16 protein-coding genes and 1 tRNA gene are annotated in these 17,058 nt (G+C 66.6%); 9 read left to right on the top strand and 8 right to left on the bottom strand.

Translation table 11 applies throughout. The annotated features are described in order from the left end of the window. Nucleotides 1-242: 242 nt before the first annotated feature. The 5 genes from clpX to ACO07Z_RS20790 all read right to left on the bottom strand — a co-directional run bounded on the left by clpX (nucleotide 243) and on the right by ACO07Z_RS20790 (nucleotide 5,877). Nucleotides 243-1,514, bottom strand: a complete 1,272-nt coding sequence (gene clpX / locus ACO07Z_RS20810; protein WP_244376030.1) for an ATP-dependent Clp protease ATP-binding subunit ClpX — start codon at nucleotides 1,512-1,514, stop codon at nucleotides 243-245. 374 nt (nucleotides 1,515-1,888) lie between these two features. After that, on the bottom strand, nucleotides 1,889-2,521 hold the full coding sequence (locus ACO07Z_RS20805) for an ATP-dependent Clp protease proteolytic subunit (protein ID WP_421700447.1): 633 nt from the start codon (nucleotides 2,519-2,521) through the stop codon (nucleotides 1,889-1,891). Between the two features lie 152 nt (nucleotides 2,522-2,673). Then, a complete protein-coding gene (tig, locus tag ACO07Z_RS20800; RefSeq protein ID WP_421700446.1) occupies nucleotides 2,674-4,029 on the bottom strand; it encodes a trigger factor in 1,356 nt (451 codons plus the stop codon). A gap of 130 nt (nucleotides 4,030-4,159) precedes the next feature. Continuing rightward, nucleotides 4,160-4,244, bottom strand: a tRNA-Leu gene (locus tag ACO07Z_RS20795). A 145-nt stretch (nucleotides 4,245-4,389) separates the two neighbouring features. Beyond that, entirely contained in the window at nucleotides 4,390-5,877 is a 1,488-nt protein-coding gene (locus ACO07Z_RS20790; RefSeq protein ID WP_421700445.1) for an NAD(P)H-hydrate dehydratase, read from the bottom strand. 349 nt (nucleotides 5,878-6,226) lie between these two features. Between ACO07Z_RS20790 and ACO07Z_RS20785 the strand changes: the two genes are divergently transcribed. After that, nucleotides 6,227-6,565 carry a P-II family nitrogen regulator gene (locus ACO07Z_RS20785; RefSeq protein ID WP_018386933.1) on the top strand — a complete coding sequence of 113 codons (339 nt, stop codon included), beginning with the start codon at nucleotides 6,227-6,229 and terminating at the stop codon, nucleotides 6,563-6,565. 132 nt (nucleotides 6,566-6,697) lie between these two features. Next, a complete protein-coding gene (gene glnA / locus ACO07Z_RS20780) occupies nucleotides 6,698-8,107 on the top strand; it encodes a type I glutamate--ammonia ligase (RefSeq protein ID WP_421700444.1) in 1,410 nt (469 codons plus the stop codon). A gap of 130 nt (nucleotides 8,108-8,237) precedes the next feature. Here glnA and rpsI read toward each other — a convergent pair whose 3' ends face one another. Continuing rightward, nucleotides 8,238-8,714 (bottom strand): 30S ribosomal protein S9, encoded by a 477-nt coding sequence (gene rpsI, locus ACO07Z_RS20775; RefSeq protein ID WP_421700443.1) that lies wholly within the window; start codon nucleotides 8,712-8,714, stop codon nucleotides 8,238-8,240. 2 nt (nucleotides 8,715-8,716) lie between these two features. Continuing rightward, the gene (rplM, locus tag ACO07Z_RS20770) at nucleotides 8,717-9,178 is read right to left on the bottom strand and encodes a 50S ribosomal protein L13 (RefSeq protein ID WP_307020040.1); all 462 of its coding nucleotides are present in this window, start codon (nucleotides 9,176-9,178) and stop codon (nucleotides 8,717-8,719) included. Between the two features lie 269 nt (nucleotides 9,179-9,447). On the opposite strand from rplM, the gene ACO07Z_RS20765 reads away from it, so the two are divergent. The 5 genes from ACO07Z_RS20765 to ACO07Z_RS20745 all read left to right on the top strand — a co-directional run bounded on the left by ACO07Z_RS20765 (nucleotide 9,448) and on the right by ACO07Z_RS20745 (nucleotide 14,415). Continuing rightward, complete coding sequence (locus ACO07Z_RS20765) at nucleotides 9,448-9,888, top strand: CoA-binding protein (protein WP_421700442.1); 441 nt, start codon at nucleotides 9,448-9,450, stop codon at nucleotides 9,886-9,888. A gap of 145 nt (nucleotides 9,889-10,033) precedes the next feature. After that, entirely contained in the window at nucleotides 10,034-11,326 is a 1,293-nt protein-coding gene (locus ACO07Z_RS20760; RefSeq protein ID WP_421700441.1) for an O-acetylhomoserine aminocarboxypropyltransferase, read from the top strand. Between the two features lie 273 nt (nucleotides 11,327-11,599). Beyond that, nucleotides 11,600-11,761, top strand: a complete 162-nt coding sequence (locus ACO07Z_RS20755) for a DUF1127 domain-containing protein (RefSeq protein WP_244376008.1) — start codon at nucleotides 11,600-11,602, stop codon at nucleotides 11,759-11,761. Nucleotides 11,762-11,911: 150 nt separating this feature from the next. Then, a complete protein-coding gene (gene trmFO / locus ACO07Z_RS20750; protein ID WP_421700440.1) occupies nucleotides 11,912-13,345 on the top strand; it encodes a methylenetetrahydrofolate--tRNA-(uracil(54)-C(5))-methyltransferase (FADH(2)-oxidizing) TrmFO in 1,434 nt (477 codons plus the stop codon). Further along, complete coding sequence (locus tag ACO07Z_RS20745; RefSeq protein ID WP_421700439.1) at nucleotides 13,342-14,415, top strand: serine/threonine protein kinase; 1,074 nt, start codon at nucleotides 13,342-13,344, stop codon at nucleotides 14,413-14,415. The genes trmFO and ACO07Z_RS20745 overlap by 4 nt, the downstream gene beginning before the upstream one ends. Before the next feature lie 98 nt (nucleotides 14,416-14,513). Here ACO07Z_RS20745 and ACO07Z_RS20740 read toward each other — a convergent pair whose 3' ends face one another. Then, on the bottom strand, nucleotides 14,514-15,425 hold the full coding sequence (locus ACO07Z_RS20740; RefSeq protein WP_421700438.1) for a LysR family transcriptional regulator: 912 nt from the start codon (nucleotides 15,423-15,425) through the stop codon (nucleotides 14,514-14,516). A 138-nt stretch (nucleotides 15,426-15,563) separates the two neighbouring features. On the opposite strand from ACO07Z_RS20740, the gene ACO07Z_RS20735 reads away from it, so the two are divergent. Both ACO07Z_RS20735 and ACO07Z_RS20730 read left to right on the top strand, forming a co-directional pair. Beyond that, nucleotides 15,564-16,322 carry an SDR family NAD(P)-dependent oxidoreductase gene (locus tag ACO07Z_RS20735; RefSeq protein ID WP_421700437.1) on the top strand — a complete coding sequence of 253 codons (759 nt, stop codon included), beginning with the start codon at nucleotides 15,564-15,566 and terminating at the stop codon, nucleotides 16,320-16,322. Next, nucleotides 16,316-17,056: an SDR family NAD(P)-dependent oxidoreductase gene (locus ACO07Z_RS20730; protein WP_421700436.1), complete on the top strand. Its 741-nt coding sequence runs from the start codon at nucleotides 16,316-16,318 to the stop codon at nucleotides 17,054-17,056. The genes ACO07Z_RS20735 and ACO07Z_RS20730 overlap by 7 nt, the downstream gene beginning before the upstream one ends. Nucleotides 17,057-17,058: the final 2 nt, after the last annotated feature.

Below are 17,058 nucleotides of genomic sequence, written 5' to 3'. Positions count from 1 at the left end.
TTTCTTTGGGCGGCAGGCGACCAGACCCGAGGACACACGTCCCCGGGGAGAACCGCGCCGCGATGCGGCCGGAACGCGAACGTTGATCTCTGTGCGGGGGCTGCGTCAGGCGCGCGGGGCACGTCGATGCGGTCGAGGACCGGTGGTTGAGGCTCAGATGGCGATGCCCCCGCCCCCCGTCAAGGGAGCGGGCCGCGCCGCTGGCCGGACCCGATGGCCCGGCCCTGTCCACCGCCGGTCGACTACGCACTCGCGCCCGCATCGCCGGCCGCGCGGTCCGCATAGATGTAGAGCGGACGTGCGTTCTGCTCGACGACCTCTTTGCTGATGACGACCTCTTCCACGCCTTCCAGGCCCGGCAGGTCGAACATCGTGTCGAGCAGGATGCCCTCCATGATCGAGCGCAGGCCGCGCGCGCCGGTCTTGCGCTCGATGGCCTTGCGGGCGATGGCGCCCAGCGCTTCCTCATGGATGGTCAGCTCGACATTCTCCATCTCGAACAGGCGCTGATACTGCTTCACCAGCGCGTTCTTCGGCTCGGAGAGGATCTTCTTCAGCGCGGCCTCATCGAGGTCGCCCAGCGTGGCGATGACCGGCAGACGGCCGATGAACTCCGGGATCAGCCCGTATTTCAGCAGGTCTTCCGGCTCCACCTCGCGGAACACTTCGCCCGGCTTGCGGTCCTCGGGCGCCGCCACCACCGCGCCGAAGCCGATGGACGTGCCCTTGCCGCGCGAGGAGATGATCTTGTCGAGGCCGGCGAAGGCGCCGCCGCAGATGAACAGGATGTTGGTCGTGTCCACCTGCAGGAATTCCTGCTGCGGATGCTTGCGCCCGCCCTGCGGCGGCACGGAAGCGACCGTGCCTTCCATGATCTTCAAGAGCGCCTGCTGCACGCCCTCGCCCGACACGTCGCGGGTGATGGACGGGTTGTCGGACTTGCGGCTGATCTTGTCGATCTCGTCGATATAGACGATGCCGCGCTGCGCCCGCTCGACATTGTAGTCGGCCGACTGGAGCAGCTTGAGGATGATGTTCTCGACATCCTCGCCGACATAGCCCGCCTCGGTCAGCGTGGTCGCGTCCGCCATGGTGAACGGCACGTCGAGGATGCGGGCGAGCGTCTGCGCGAGCAGCGTCTTGCCCGAGCCCGTCGGCCCGATCAGCATGATGTTGGACTTGGCCAGCTCGACATCGCCGGCGTGCTTGGTCGCGTGGTTCAGGCGCTTGTAGTGGTTATGCACCGCCACCGAGAGGACGCGCTTGGCATGGAACTGGCCGATCACATAGTCGTCCAGGACCTTGCAGATTTCCTTCGGGGTCGGGATGCCGTCGCGCGACTTCACCAGCGAGGATTTGTTTTCCTCGCGGATGATGTCCATGCACAGCTCGACGCATTCATCGCAGATGAACACGGTCGGTCCCGCAATGAGTTTGCGGACCTCGTGCTGGCTCTTGCCGCAGAACGAGCAGTAAAGAGTATTCTTGCTGTCGCCGCCGCCAACCTTGCTCATGCGTCTCTCCGTCCGCTCGGCGGTCCAGGCACTGCCCGGAACCGCCCCAGTCCCGCGGCCGCCGCGGGCCTCCAAGGGGGGAGAAACGCGACGGCTCGAAAAGGCCGTCAAAAGGAAGCGACTTAAGGGTCCCTGTTCTGTCACAGCCAAGCACGCTGGCCACGATCCGATCAAGAAGGCATTCGCACCATCCCCGCTTTCGCGAAATGGGCATCTGCCCGTCGTCCCCTCGTCACACCTCCAGGCGACACTTCATGCTGATGCCATGCAAGCGCGATACCGCGACGCATGCAAGCCCGCGCTTCATCTCGACGCGGGCTCAGGTGTCAATATAGGAAGTCGCGCCGCATTCGGAAACACGGCGCGAAGGCCCGTCAGGGCTTCGGTGCCGCCTCATCCGGGCGCTTGTCGATCACTTTGTCGATAAGCCCGAAGGACTTGGCCACCTCGGCGGTCATGAAGTTGTCGCGCTCCAGCGCGTCTTCCACCGACTTGATGTCCTGGCCCGTGTGCTTCACGTAGATCTCGTTGAGCCGCTGCTTGAGGCTCATGATCTCCTTGGCGTGGAGCATGATGTCGGTCACCTGGCCCTGGAAGCCGCCCGAGGGCTGGTGCACCATGATTCGCGCGTTCGGCAGGGCGAAGCGCATGTCCTTCTCGCCGGCGGTCAGCAGCAGCGAGCCCATCGAGGCCGCCTGGCCGATGCACAGCGTCGATACCGCCGGCTTGATGAACTGCATGGTGTCGTAGATCGCCAGACCCGATGTCACCACCCCGCCGGGGGAGTTGATGTACATCGAGATTTCCTTCTTCGGGTTCTCCGCTTCGAGGAACAGCAGCTGGGCGACCATGAGGGTCGCCATGCCGTCCTCGACCGGCCCGGTCAGGAAAATGATGCGCTCTTTCAGGAGCCGCGAATAAATGTCGTAGGAACGCTCGCCCCGGTTGGTCTGCTCGACCACCATCGGGACCAGGTAGTTGTTCAGGGTATCAATCGGGTCACGCATATTTCGATCCTCGGCGGCACGGCGCGCCTGCGCCGCCCGCGAATCCACCTACCCCACAATAAAGGGAAAGCGCGTCCCTACCAGCCCGCCGGTGCGGCAGCGGCGGGAGGCGGAGCCGCGCACCGTGCACGACTCCGCGAGTTCCGCCGAAATCAGGCCGCCTTGTCGTCCTCGTCCTCGGCATAGAGTTCCTCGCGGGTGACGGGGACCTCGTTGACGGTGGCGAGTTCGAGCAGGTAGTCGACGACCTTCTCCTCGAAGATCGGCGCGCGCAGGCTGGCCAGCGCCTGGGCGTTCTTGCGGTAGAACTCCCACACCTGCTGCTCCTGCCCCGGGAACTGCCGGGCGCGCTCGACGACGGCGCGGGTCACTTCGTCGTCGGTGACCTGGATGTTGTTCTTCTCACCGATTTCCGCAAGGACCAGGCCGAGGCGCACGCGGCGCTCGGCGATCTTGCGGTAATCCTCGCGGGCGGCCTCCTCGGTGGTGCCCTCATCGGCGAAGGTCTTCTTCTGGGCTTCCATCTCGGACGTGACCGAGCCCCAGATGCCGTCGAATTCCTGCTCCGCCAGGGTCGGCGGCACGTCGAACTGGTGCAGGCCGTCCAGCGCGTCGAGCAGGCGGCGCTTGGCCTTGTTGCGGCTCTGCGCGTTGTGCTCCTGGGCGATGCGGCTCTTCACCTGCTCCTTGAGCGCAGCGAGGCTGTCCATACCCAGCGTCTTGGCGAACTCGTCGCCGATTTCCATCTCGGTCGGGGCTTCGATCATCTTCGCCGTCACCTCGAACGAGGCTTCCTTGCCGGCGAGATGGGCGGCCTGATAGGCCTCGGGGAAGGTGACGGTGACGGTGCGGGTCTCGTCTTCCTTGATGCCGACGAGCTGCTCCTCGAAGCCGGGGATGAAGCTGTTGGAGCCGAGCACCAACGGCACGTCCTCGCCCGCGCCGCCTTCGAACTTCTCGCCGTCGATCGAGCCGACGAAGGAAATGGTCACGCGGTCGCCGTTCTCGGCCGTGCCTTCCGGCTTGGCGGCATAGGGGCGGTTGGCGTCAGCGATGCGCTTGACGGTCTCCTCGACCTCCTCGTCGGAGACCGCGAGCACCGGCTTGTCGAGGGTGATCGACTTGAAGTCGCCGAGCGTGATCGCCGGCAGCACTTCGAGGTTCACGGTGAAGGACAGGTCGGCCTTGCCTTCGATGACCTCGTTCACCTGCTCCTGGTCCTGCGGCAGCTCCACCTTGGGCTGCATGGCAAGCTTGAAGCCGTTATCCTCGATGATCTTGGTGTTGGCCTCGTTCACCGCCTGGTCGATGACCTCGGCGAGCACGGACTTGCCATACATGCGCTTGAGATGCGCGACCGGCACCTTGCCGGGGCGGAAGCCGTTGAGGCGGACCTTGTCCTTGAGTTCGCTGAGGCGCGCATTGGCCTTGGCGTCAAGTTCGGAGGCCGGCAGCACCACGCGATATTCGCGCTTCAGACCTTCGGCGAGGAGTTCGGTGACCTGCATTTTAATCGGCCTTCGTCTAGTTTGCCGCGTGCGCGGGCTCTCGAATGTCGGTGTGCGTGGCCGCGTGATCGCCGACGGCCGCGCTCGGTGCAAATGGGTCGGAAGGCGGCACCGGACAAGGGTAAGGCACTGGTGCGGGCGGAGGGACTCGAACCCCCACGACTCTCGCCACTGGAACCTAAATCCAGCGCGTCTACCAGTTCCGCCACGCCCGCGGTTGCGCCTGTCGCCCGCCACGTCGTCCGCGAGGACGCGCATGGGCACATGGGCGCGCACCCGAGAAGGCGCCGCCAGCCGGGTGCGGGCTTATAACACGGTCATGACGCTGCGCCAGTGCAAAATGCGCGCGTCCGCCCGCCGCTACACAGCCCCCAGCAGGGCGAAGAGGCGGCGATAGACCGGGCGCAGCGCGTCGATCAGATCGTCGGCCACCAGCCCCGGCCCGGCCTCGCGCGCTGCCTCGCCATGCAGCCACACGCTAGCGCTCGCCGCCTCGAAGGGCGGCATGCCCTGCGCCAGCAGCCCGCCGACGATTCCCGCGAGCACATCCCCTGCCCCGGCGGTGGCCAGCCAGGGCGGCGCATTGGCGGCGATGCTGGCGCGCCCGTCCGGGCTCGCCACCACCGTGTCCGGCCCCTTGAGCAGCAGCGTCGCGCCAAGGCGCGCTGCCCCGGCGCGCGCCCGCTCCAGCCGCGAAGGCGCTTCCAGCACCTGCGGGCAGCCGGCGAAAATCCGCGCGAACTCGCCGTCATGCGGGGTCGCGACCGCCGCCGGCGCGCCGGCCAGCGCCTGCGCCAGCGCGTCCGCCTCGCCCTTGAAGGAGGTGAGGAGATCGGCGTCGATGACCAGCCGCCGCCCGCCGCACACGGCGAGCTTGGCGCGCGCCGCCTCCCCGACGCCAAGGCCGGGGCCGAGCACCAGCGTCGTCAGGCGCGGGTCGGCCAGCAGATGCGCCAGCCCCGCCGCGTCCTCCACCGGCCGCACCATGATGGCGGAGAGATTCGCCGCATGGATCGGCAGCGCCTCGGCCGGGCACGCCACCGTCACCAGCCCCGCCCCGGCGCGCAGTGCCGCGCGGGCGGAAAGCCGCGTCGCGCCGGTCGCCTGCGCCGGGCCGGAAACGGCCACGAGATGGCCGCGCGAATATTTGTGCCCCTCCGGCGCCGGCACCGGGAAATGGCCGCCCCACAGCTCCGGCACATTGGCGAAGGCGCGGGGCGCGAGGTCGTCCAGTGCGGCGGGCAGGATGCCGATATCCGCGACGCTCACCTCCCCCGCATGCAGGCGCCCCGGCAGGAGCACATGGCCGGGCTTGACGCGGAAAAAGGTGACGCTCCAGCGCGCCATGATCGCCGCCCCGCGCACCGCGCCGGTGGCGCCGTCAATGCCGGAGGGCAGGTCCACCGCCAGCACGGGCAGGCCGGCGGCGTTCACCCGCTCCACCAGCGCCCGCGCCGCGCCGTCGAGATCGCGCGCCAGCCCGGCGCCGAACAGCGCGTCGATGACGAGATCGACGCCGGCGAGGTCGACCGTCTCCGCCCCCTCGACAGGCCCCTCCCAGCGCGCGGCCATGAGCGCGGCATCGCCGCGCAGAGCCGCCCGGTCGCCCAGCAGAGCGAGCCGCACCCGGTAGCCGGCCGCCGCCAGGAGCCGCGCGGCGACGAATCCATCGCCGCCATTATTGCCCGGCCCGCACAGCACCAGCACCCGCCCGCCCGCCACCGTCACCCGCGCGGCGAGGGCTGCGACAGCGTGTCCCGCCCTTTCCATGAGCACGGCGCCGGGAACGCCGGCGGCGATGGTGAAGGCATCGGCGCGCGCCATTTCGGCGGGGGTGAGAAGTTCCATCGGTCCCTGATCCTGCACGGTCGGCGCTGCCGGCGGCGCCGGCTCTAGCTTAGCGGAAACCGCACCAGCCGTGCGAGGCCGCAGCCGCCGCAACAATCGACGGCAAATGCCTAGCTTTAGCGCAGCCCTTCGGCCGGTCGCCCTGTCGCTTTTGCCTAGTTTGCCGGCACAACGCCCACAACTTCATCATTCCCGGAAATCGAAGCTGTTTGGCCGGTGCGGTAGCGGCATGCGATGATGCGCTATTAACGGTTTCCGGCGACACTAGGGTGCTTGGCATGGGTTCTGCTTCTTCGCGACCCGACTCGGCCGGGCGTCGCGGATCGACGAGTCAGGGAGACGAGGTCAGATGAAGAAGATTGAGGCCATCATTAAGCCCTTCAAGCTCGACGAGGTGAAGGAGGCGCTGCAGGAGATCGGCCTGCAGGGCATCACCGTAACGGAAGCCAAGGGCTTCGGCCGGCAGAAGGGACACACGGAACTCTATCGGGGCGCCGAATACGTCGTCGATTTCCTGCCGAAGGTGAAGATCGAGATCGTGGTCGCCGACGAGACGGTGGAAACGGCGATCGACGCCATCCGTCGCGCCGCCCAGACCGGCCGCATCGGCGACGGCAAGATCTTCGTTTCCAACATCGAAGAAGCCATTCGCATTCGTACCGGTGAGTCGGGCGTCGACGCCATCTGACAGCCAGCGTAGTATGGTGGCGCATATGAGCGCGCCGCATCCCCACGGATGCGGCGCGTATCGTCGTTGACCATCCGCTTGGGATCCATCTGCCCTGCAAAAGACGGCAGTATCAGAAGAGGTACGAACAATATGACGACGGCCAAGGATGTAATGAAGCTGATAAAGGACAACGACGTGAAATACGTCGACCTGCGCTTCACCGATCCCCGCGGCAAGTGGCAGCATGTGACCTTCGATATCTCGATGGTCGACGAAGATTTCTTCGCCGAAGGTCAGGCATTCGACGGTTCCTCCATTGCGGGCTGGAAGGCCATCAACGAATCGGACATGCACCTGCAGCCCGATCTCGACTCCGTCAGCATCGACCCGTTCTTCGCCGAGACCACGCTCGTCGTGGTGTGCGACGTGCTGGAGCCGACCACCGGCGAGCCCTATGCGCGCGACCCGCGCGGCATCGCCAAGAAGGCCGAGGCCTATCTCAAGTCCACCGGCATCGGCGACACCATCTATATCGGCCCCGAGGCCGAGTTCTTCATCTTCGACGACGTGCGCTTCACCGCCGACCCCTACAACACCGGCTTCAAGCTCGATTCGGTGGAACTGCCGACCAATGGCGGCACCGAATATGAAGGCGGCAATCTCGGCCACCGCGTGCGCACCAAGGGCGGCTATTTCCCGGTGCCGCCGGTCGACAGCTGCCAGGACCTGCGCGGCGAGATGCTCGCGGCCATGGCCCGCATGGGCGCCAAGGTCGAGAAGCACCATCACGAGGTCGCTTCCGCCCAGCACGAGCTGGGTCTGAAGTTCGACACGCTGGTGACGATGGCCGACCAGCTGCAGGTCTACAAGTACTGCATCCACCAGGTCGCCAATGTCTATGGCAAGACGGCCACCTTCATGCCGAAGCCGATCTTCGGCGACAACGGCTCGGGCATGCATGTGCACCAGTCGATCTGGAAGGACGGCAAGCCGATGTTTGCCGGCAACAAATATGCCGACCTCAGCCAGGAATGCCTGTGGTACATTGGCGGCATCATCAAGCACGCCAAGGCGCTGAACGCCTTCACCAACCCGCTGACCAACTCCTACAAGCGGCTGGTCCCCGGCTATGAGGCGCCCGTGCTGCTCGCCTATTCCGCGCGCAACCGCTCGGCCTCCTGCCGCATCCCCTACACCACCTCGGCCAAGGCCAAGCGCGTCGAGACCCGCTTCCCGGACCCCGGCGCGAACCCCTATCTCGCCTTCGCCGCGCTCGTCATGGCCGGCCTCGACGGCATCATCAACAAGATCGATCCGGGTCCGGCCATGGACAAGGACCTCTATGATCTGCCGCCGAAGGAGCTGAAGAAGATCCCGACCGTCTGCGGCTCGCTGCGTGAGGCGCTGGCCTCGCTCGACAAGGACCGCGAGTTCCTCAAGAAGGGCGACGTGTTCGGCGACGACTTCATCAACGCCTATATCGAGCTGAAGATGGTCGAGGTGATGCGGTTCGAAATGACCCCGCACCCGGTCGAGTTCGAGATGTACTACTCGGTCTGATCGGCACGCCGGTCGACCAACGGAAAGGGGCGCCGCAGGGCGCCCCTTTTTCGTGCCGGCATTTCCACAAGACAAACAAAAAGGGCGGGTCGCAGGACCCGCCCTTTCGCATTGGAGGCCGAAGCGCCGATCAGCGCTTGGAGAACTGGAAGCTGCGGCGGGCCTTCGCCTTGCCGTACTTCTTGCGCTCGACCACACGCGAGTCGCGGGTCAGGAAGCCACCCTTCTTCAGCGGGCCGCGCAGTTCGGGCTCGTAATAGGTGAGCGCGCGGGAGATGCCGTGGCGCAGCGCGCCGGCCTGGCCGGAGAGGCCGCCGCCGGAAACGGTGCAGACCACGTCATACTGGCCGCTGCGGGCCGCCGCCGAGAACGGCTGCTGGATGATGAGGCGCAGCACGGGGCGGGCGAAATACACCTCGACGTCGCGCTCATTGACCAGGATCTTGCCGGTGCCGGGGCGCACCCACACGCGGGCGACCGCGTTCTTGCGCTTGCCGGTGGCGTAGGCGCGGCCCTGCTTGTCCAGCTTCTGGACATGCTTGGGGGCCTCAGCGGCCTGGGACTTCAGGGCTTCGAGCCCGTCGAGCGACTGGATGAGCTCAGCCATGATCAGATACCCACGTTCTTGCGGTTGAGCGCGGCGACATCGAGCGTCTCCGGCTGCTGGGCCTCATGCGGATGAGTGGCGCCCTTGTAGACACGCAGATTGCCCATCAGCTTGCGGCCGAGCGGGCCGCGCGCCAGCATGCGCTCCACCGCCTTCTCGACGACCCGCTCCGGGAACCGGCCTTCGAGGATGAACTTCGCGGTCCGCTCCTTGATGCCGCCGGGGAAGCCGGTGTGGTGGTAATACACCTTGTCATCGCGCTTGCGGCCGGTCAGCACCACCTTGTCGGCGTTGATGACGACGATGTTGTCGCCGCAATCGACGTGGGGGGTGTAGATCGCCTTGTGCTTGCCCTTCAGGCGGGTGGCGATGATGGTGGCGAGACGACCGACCACGAGGCCGGTGGCGTCGATCACCACCCACTTCTTCTGGATATCGGCGGGTTTTGCCGAAAACGTCTTCATGGGAAAATCCATATGCAAGGGCGCGGAGTACCCGCACCTCTCTCGTGGCGGGGTTCTAGACGAGCACCCGCGCAACGTCAATCCCGCACTATCTGATATTTCTATTAAAAATCAATGAGTTACGATTTAGGTATTTTAATACCACGTTCTAACCCCTTGAAATTCGCCCTCCGGCCCGCCGCTTTCGAGCGCGTGCGCCCCCTCCCCGTGTGCGCACCGGCGCACCATATGGCCGGCAGAAGCCCCGCCATCCACCCCCAGGAGGCCCCGTGAATCACGATTCCTATGACGACGCCTTCATCGCCGGCTGGCTCGGCCGCGTGCGCACCATCGCCGTGGTCGGCGCCAGTCCGAATCCGGCCCGCCCGAGCCATGGCGTCGCCCGCTTTCTCGCCGCGCACGGCTATACCGTGTTCGCCATCAATCCCGGCCAGGCCGGGCGCAACATCGCCGGGCTTCCCACCTATGCCCGCCTCGCCGATGTGCCCGAACCGATCGACATGGTGGACGTGTTCCGCGCGCCGGAATATCTCGCCGCCGTGGTGGCGGAATCGCTCGCGCTTTCGCCCCGCCCGCAGCTCATATGGAGCCAGCTCGGCGTGCGCGACGATGCCGCCGCCGCCACCGCGGAGGCGCAAGGCATCGCCGTCATTCAGGACCGCTGCCCCGCCATCGAGATTCCCCGGCTGCAGCTTCCGCGCCTCGCCTAGCCGCAATATCAACAGCCAACTTCCGCTGTTTAATTCTTTCTCCAGCCCTGTTGCGTTTTTTAGCCAAGGCGCGACACTACCTCCCAAGACGCCCGCCGCCGCGCACCGCTCGCGCGGCCGCCGAGCCGTCGACAGGAGAACGCCAATGACCGACGCCACCACTCCCGCCCCGGGCTTCGCCACCCTCGCCGTGCATGCCGGCGCCGCCCCTGACCCGACCACCAAGGCGCGCGCGACGCCGATCTACCAGACCACGTCGTTCGTGTTCGACGATGTCGACCACGCCGCCTCGCTGTTCGGGCTGAAGGCGTTCGGCAACATCTATACGCGCATCGGCAACCCCACCAATGCGGTGCTGGAAGAGCGCGTCGCGGCGCTGGAAGGCGGCACCGCCGCACTCGCGGTCGCGTCCGGCCATGCCGCGCAGCTGCTCACCTTCCAGACGCTGCTGACCCCCGGCGACGAGTTCATCGCCGCGCGCAAGCTCTATGGCGGCTCGATCAACCAGTTCAACCACGCCTTCAAGAGCTTCGGCTGGAACGTGGTCTGGGCGGATTCCGACGATGTCGCCTCCTTCGAGCGCGCCATCTCGCCGCGCACCAAGGCGATCTTCATCGAGTCGATCGCCAATCCCGGCGGCATCGTCACCGACATCGCCGCCATATCGAAGATCGCCAAGCGCGCCGGTGTGCCGCTGATCGTCGACAACACGCTGGCGACGCCCTACCTCATCCGTCCGTTCGAGCACGGCGCCGACATCATCATCCATTCCGCCACCAAATTCCTCGGCGGCCATGGCAATTCCATCGGCGGCGTCATCGTCGATGGCGGTTCCTTCGACTGGCTGCGCGAGGGGCGCTATCCCTTCCTCTCCCAGCCGCGCCCGGAATATGAGGGCGTGGTCATTGGCGAGACCTTCGGCAATTTCGCCTTCGCCATCGCCGCGCGGGTGCTTGGCCTGCGCGATCTCGGCCCGGCGCTGTCGCCGTTCAACGCTTTCCTGCTGCTCACCGGTATTGAGACCCTGCCGCTGCGCATCCAGCGCCATTGCGACAATGCGCTGGCGGTGGCGAAATTCCTCGCCGACCACCCGAAAGTGTCGTGGGTCAGCTATCCCGGCCTGCCGGGCGACCGTTATTACAACCTCGCCCAGCACTACACGCCGAAGGGCGCCGGTGCGGTGTTCACCTTCGGCCTCAAGGGCGGCTTCGAGGCCGGCGTGGCGCTGGTGTCCGGGGTGAAGCTGTTCTCGCACCTCGCCAATATCGGCGACACCCGCTCGCTCATCATCCACCCTGCCTCCACCACCCACCGCCAGCTCGCCGACGAGCAGAAGACGCTGGCCGGCGCCGGCCCGGATGTGGTGCGCCTGTCGGTGGGTATCGAGGACGCGGCGGACATCATCGCCGATCTCGAACAGGCGCTGGCAAACGCCTGATAAGCGCTGCTGAACGGGCGCCTGCGGGCGCAGCTCGGCCGATCTCGATCAGGCGCCCACGGGCGCCTGATTCACACCAAGGTTTCGCCAACCTTGCGGATCGTGAATGAATTGTGAGCGTGGCATGCGCGCCTCGCAGGGCTGGGATGCGGTATATTTCCTACCAAACAAGCAGGATGTCGAATATCTAGGCAACGGAATGATTAACGGACGTGCAGCTGCCGGGGATGCCCGGAGGCCGCGATCCGGTAACTAAAACCGATGGAGACTGACATGCTGCTTTGGGGCCTCGTTGCCAAGCAGATCCGCCGCTACCAGGCGTATCGCCGCACTCTCGTTGAGCTCTCCCAGCTCGACGACCGCACCCTCGCCGACATCAACGTGTCGCGTGGCGAAATCACCAGCGTTGCCCGTCGCGCCGCCGCTGCGGCGTGATGCGGCCTTGAGGCCGGACGCTGGCGTCTGACCGGACACATCGTCCACCTCACTGCACTGATCGTACGGCCCCGGAATTTTCCGGGGCCGTTCTTTTTTGCCCCCGTTCCGTGCTAAGCCGCGCGCGGATGTGTTGAGCAGCGGCAGGATATGAGCATCACCGAAAAGCGCCCGGTTCACATTGTCGGCGGCGGCCTCGCCGGCTGCGAAGCCGCCTGGCAGCTCGCCCGTCGCGGCACCCCTGTCGTGCTGCACGAAATGCGCCCGACGCGCGGCACCGATGCCCACAAAACCGACAGCCTGGCCGAACTCGTCTGCTCTAACTCCTTCAGATCAGACGATTCTTCCAATAATGCCGTCGGCGTGCTGCATGCCGAGATGCGCCGTCTCGGCTCGCTCATCATGGGCTGCGCCGACCATCACCAGATCCCCGCCGGTGGCGCGCTGGCGGTCGACCGTGACGGCTTTGCCGAGGCCGTCACCGCCGCCATTGCCGCCCATCCGCTGATCACGGTGGAGCGCGGCGAGGTCGCCGGCCTGCCGCCGGAGGCGTGGGACAGCGTCATCATCGCCACCGGCCCGCTCACCTCCCCGGCCCTCGCCGAAGCGATCCGCGCCCGCGCCGACGAGCAGGCGCTCGCCTTCTTTGACGCGATCGCGCCGATAATTCACTTTGATTCCATAGACATGAGCGTCTGCTGGTTTCAGTCGCGCTACGACAAGGCCGGCCCCGGCGGCACCGGCGCCGACTACATCAACTGCCCCATGGACAAGGCGCAGTACGAGGCCTTCGTCGCCGCCCTGGTCGCCTCCGATACCGTGCCCTTCCGCGAGTTCGAGGCCAACACGCCCTATTTCGACGGCTGCCTGCCGATCGAGGTGATGGCCGCGCGCGGCCCGGAAACGCTGCGCCACGGCCCGATGAAGCCGATGGGCCTGACCAACGCGCACAATCCGACGGTGAAGCCCTACGCCGTGGTCCAGCTGCGGCAGGATAACGCGCTGGGCACGCTCTATAATATGGTCGGCTTCCAGACCAAGACCCGCCATGGCGAGCAGACCCGCCTGTTCCGCATGATTCCGGGGCTGGAAAAGGCGGAATTCGCGAGGCTCGGCGGCCTCCACCGCAACACCTATCTCAACTCACCCCGCGTGCTCGACGCCACGCTGCGGCTGAAAGCCGAGCCGCGCCTGCGCTTCGCCGGCCAGATCACCGGCTGCGAAGGCTATGTGGAAAGCGCCGCCATGGGGCTGATGGCCGGCCTGTTCGCCAGCGCCGAGCAGCGCGGGGAGACCCCCGCCTTGCCGCCACCGACAACTGCCCATGGCGCCCTGCTCAACCACATCACCGGTGGCCATATCGAGAGCTTGGAGACCGGCCCGCGCTCCTTCCAGCCGATGAACGTCAATTTCGGCCTGTTCCCGCCTCTCGACGCTAACCCGACCCGCGACGCCGACGGCAACCGCCTGCGTGGCACGCAGAAGACGGTGGCCAAGAAGCAGGTCCTCGCCGCCCGCGCCCTTGCCGATATGGACGCCTGGGCCAAGGCCCACGCCGATGAGCCGAACGAGGCCGCCGCGTGAGCCTCACGGTCCCCGCCAAGGGCGGCGTGTTCGAGCTCGACACCGTGCTCAAGCGCGACACCTTCTCCACCATCGAGCGCGGCTTCTGGCGCGATGCCGCCGGCACCGTCTACCCGGCGGTACGGCGCAACTATGCCGAGGTGAAATGGTGGGTGAAGCCGCTCGCTCGCCACTTCGCCGCCCGCGAGGCGCGCGCGCTGATGCGTGCGGAGGGCAGCGGCCACACCGTGCCGGTCTATGCGCTGGAAGAGGGCTATCTGGTCCGCGGCTTTGTCGACGGCATCCCGCTGCAGATCGCCCGCCCGCGCGGCGACCGCGCCTATTTTGCCTCCGCCCGCAAGGGGTTGCGCGAGGTGCATCGGCGCAACATCGCCCATAACGATCTCGCCAAGCCGCAGAACTGGCTCTACGCCGCCGATGGCCGCGCGGTGCTGATGGATTTCCAGCTCGCCATGGTGTTCTCCCGGCGCAGCAAGGCCTTCCGCGTCGCGGCCTATGAGGACATCCGCCACTTCCTCAAGCAGAAGCGCAGCTACTGCCCCGAGGCGCTGACCGCGCGCGAGAAAAAGATTCTCGCCCGCAAGAGCCTGTTCACCCGCGTGTGGATGAAGACCGGCAAGAAGGTCTACAATTTCGTCACCCGCCGGCTGCTGAACTACCACGACACGGAGGGGCGCGGCCCGCGCGCCATGGAGCAGGGCCCGCGCATCGCCAGCGCGCTGGGCGAGGTCACGGGTGTGCGCCACGTGCATATCTGCGATTTCCCCACCGCCGGCCATTCCTTCGGGCTCTATGCCTTCGTCGAGGCGGAAGGCACCACTGAGGAAGCCTTGCGCGCGCATCTCGCGGCCCGCCTGCCGGATCTTCTGCCGCCGGAGCATCTCCAGCTGGTGCCGGCCCTCCCCCGCGACAAGGAAGGCGCGGTGCGCGACGACCTGCTACGTCTCGTGGCCCTCAATCAGCTCGATCAGCTCTCCCAGCTGCCGCGCGGGCCGGAGGAGGAGGCGGCGCTGACCGTCATCGTCCGCGAGCGCCGCAACCTGAGCGACCGCGTGCGCGGCGGCATCTAGATCATTTCACCGTTTCACGGAAACAGTGAAATGATCTAATTCTTTGTTTTATCGCGTTTTCTTCACGCGAACCGGTATCCACTTCGCTCGAAAGCGCTCTAGCCGGCTGGGCCGCCGCCCGCCTGCACCTTCAATTCGCGCACGAAGGCGTCGACCAGCGGCTGCTCGCCCTTGAGCCGCCGCGTGGCGGCGAAATGGGTGGTCTCGAAACCATAGGCCTCAGGCCGCAGCACCCGCATCTCTCCCCGCGCCACCCAGTCCTCGCCGATATGGCGCGGGAGATAGCCGATGAACCGGCCGGAGAGGATCATCATCACCTGCGCCTCCATCTGCACGATGGCGCCGCTCGCGCGCGGGTGGTTGACCCGGTAGAGGTCGTCGAGGTGGCGATAGCGCCGGACCGAGAACAACGCCTCCTCGATGCGGGCGTGGGTGATCTCGGCGCCTAGCAGCGCGAAGAGCGGGTGCGCGCGCCCGCAATAGAGCGCCTGCGCCTCGCGGTTGAGCGGCACATAGGTAAGGCCCGGCACCTTCTGCGAGAATGGCCCGACCACGAGGTCGCGCGCCCCGTCCATCAGCGCCCGCTCCAGCACCAGCGGCGTGCCGAGTTCGAGATCGACGAACACCTCGGACGCATAGGCCATGTAGCGCGACAGCGCCGTCTGCAACCCGAGCTGCGGGTTGGTGACGACGCCATCGACAATGCCGATCCGCAGCCGGCCCACCAGCCGGCGCTGGTCCTGACCGATGCGGCCGTGGAAGGCGTCGATGTCGTCGAACAGCCGCTTGGCGGCGGCGAGGGTCGATTCGCCGAACGGCGTCAGCCGAAAGCCGGCCCGCCCGCGCTCGCACAGCTGCCCGCCCAGCTTGCGCTCCAGTGCCGCGAGATGGGTGGAGAGCGTGGACTGCGACAGGTTGAGCGCGATCTGCGCGTCCTGAAAGCCGCCCTCCTCCGCGAGCGTGACGAAGACGCGCAATAGCCGCAGGTCGATATTGTCGAGACGGCGCATCCGCCCTCCACTTACATCGACCTTTGCCGATGTATCTTTCCATTAATTCCGATTTCTCTTGATGTGAAGATGCGCCAGCATGTGGGGCCAAAGGGAGCCCACCGTGCCCGTCTTCCCCCGCCTGACCCGGTCCCGCCCATGAGCCTCGACGGCATTTCCGGCCGCACCGTGCTGGTCACCGGTGCTAGCCGCGGCATCGGCCTCGGCATCGCCCGCGCCTTCGCGGCGGCGGGAGCAGAACTGCATATGCTGGCTGATGACGAGGCGATCACCGAGGTCGCCGAACGCCTTGGCGCGCGCGGCCACCGCGCCGACATCACCGTCGCCGAGGAGGTGGCGGCGGTGGCGGAAGCGATCCCTCATCTCGACGTTCTGGTGAATAATGCCGGGCTGGAGCGCGTCACCCCTCTGGACGACCTGAGCACCGACAACGAAGCGATTTTCCGCCGTGTGGTGGAAATCAATGTCGTTGGCACGTTTCTCGTCACCCGCGCCCTGCTGCCCCGCCTCGCGCACGGCGGGCGCATCATCAACACCGCCTCCATCTGGTCGCGCAGCGCCGAGCAGCTGTTCGGCGCCTATGTCGCCTCCAAGCACGCGGTGATCGGCCTCACCAAGACCTGGGCCAAGGAGCTCGGGCCGCGCGGCATCACCGTCAACGCCGTCTGCCCCGGCTGGGTGCGCACGGAAGCCTCGCTGCGTTCCCTCCACGCCATGGCGGCGCGTACCGGCCTCGCGCCCGAGGTGCTGCTGGAGGAAATCGTCGCCGCGCAGATTCTGCCGGGTTTCATGGACCCGGAAGATGTGGCGGGTACATATCTCTTCCTCGCCTCGGACCTGGCGGCCAACATCACCGGCCAGAGCCTCGGGGTCGATCGCGGAGAACTGCCATGGTAGCCCACCACAAGGACCACCCCCACCGGGATTTGCGCGTCATTGTCACCGGCGCGGCAAGCGGCATCGGCCGGGCGAGCGCGGACGCGCTGTGCGCCGCCGGCGCCAAGGTCATCGGTTTCGATCTTCATCCCCCACCCGACGAGACCCGCTGGCCGACCATTCTGGTGAACGTCGCGGACGAAGCCTCGGTCATTGGCGGCATGGACGCAGCCGTGGCGGAACTGCGCGGGCTCGATGTCATCGTCAACTGCGCCGGCATCTGCGAGGAGACGCTGCTGGCGAGCCTTGATATCGCGACCTATGAGCGGATGGCGGCGGTCAATGTGCGCGGGCCGATGCTGATGGCGCGCGAGGCACTGTCCCGCTTCAGCAGTGAAGGTCCGGTGCGCGGGCGCATCATCAACATCGCCTCCGAACTCGCCTATCTCGGCCGCGCCGGCTTCTCCGGCTATGCCGGCACCAAGGGCGCCGTCCTCGCCCTCACCCGCTCCTGGGCGCGGGAACTCGGGCCGGACATTCTGGTCAACGCCATCGCGCCCGGGCCGGTCGACACGCCGTTGCTCGACTTCGCCAATCTGAGCGAAGAATTGAAGCGGCTGGAAACCGGCAACCCGTCCGGCCGCGTCGGGCGGCCGGAAGAGGTCGCGCAGGCGGTTCTCTTCCTGGCGAGCCGCACCACCACCTTCATCACCGGCCAGTGCATCAGCGTCGATGGCGGCGCGGCGATGCACTGAAC

Source organism: Ancylobacter sp., assembly GCF_965229075.1.
Taxonomy (GTDB): Bacteria; Pseudomonadota; Alphaproteobacteria; order Rhizobiales; family Xanthobacteraceae; genus Ancylobacter.
The sequence above is the reverse complement of the archived record's forward strand: the minus strand, read 5'-3'. Positions and strand labels throughout refer to the sequence as shown.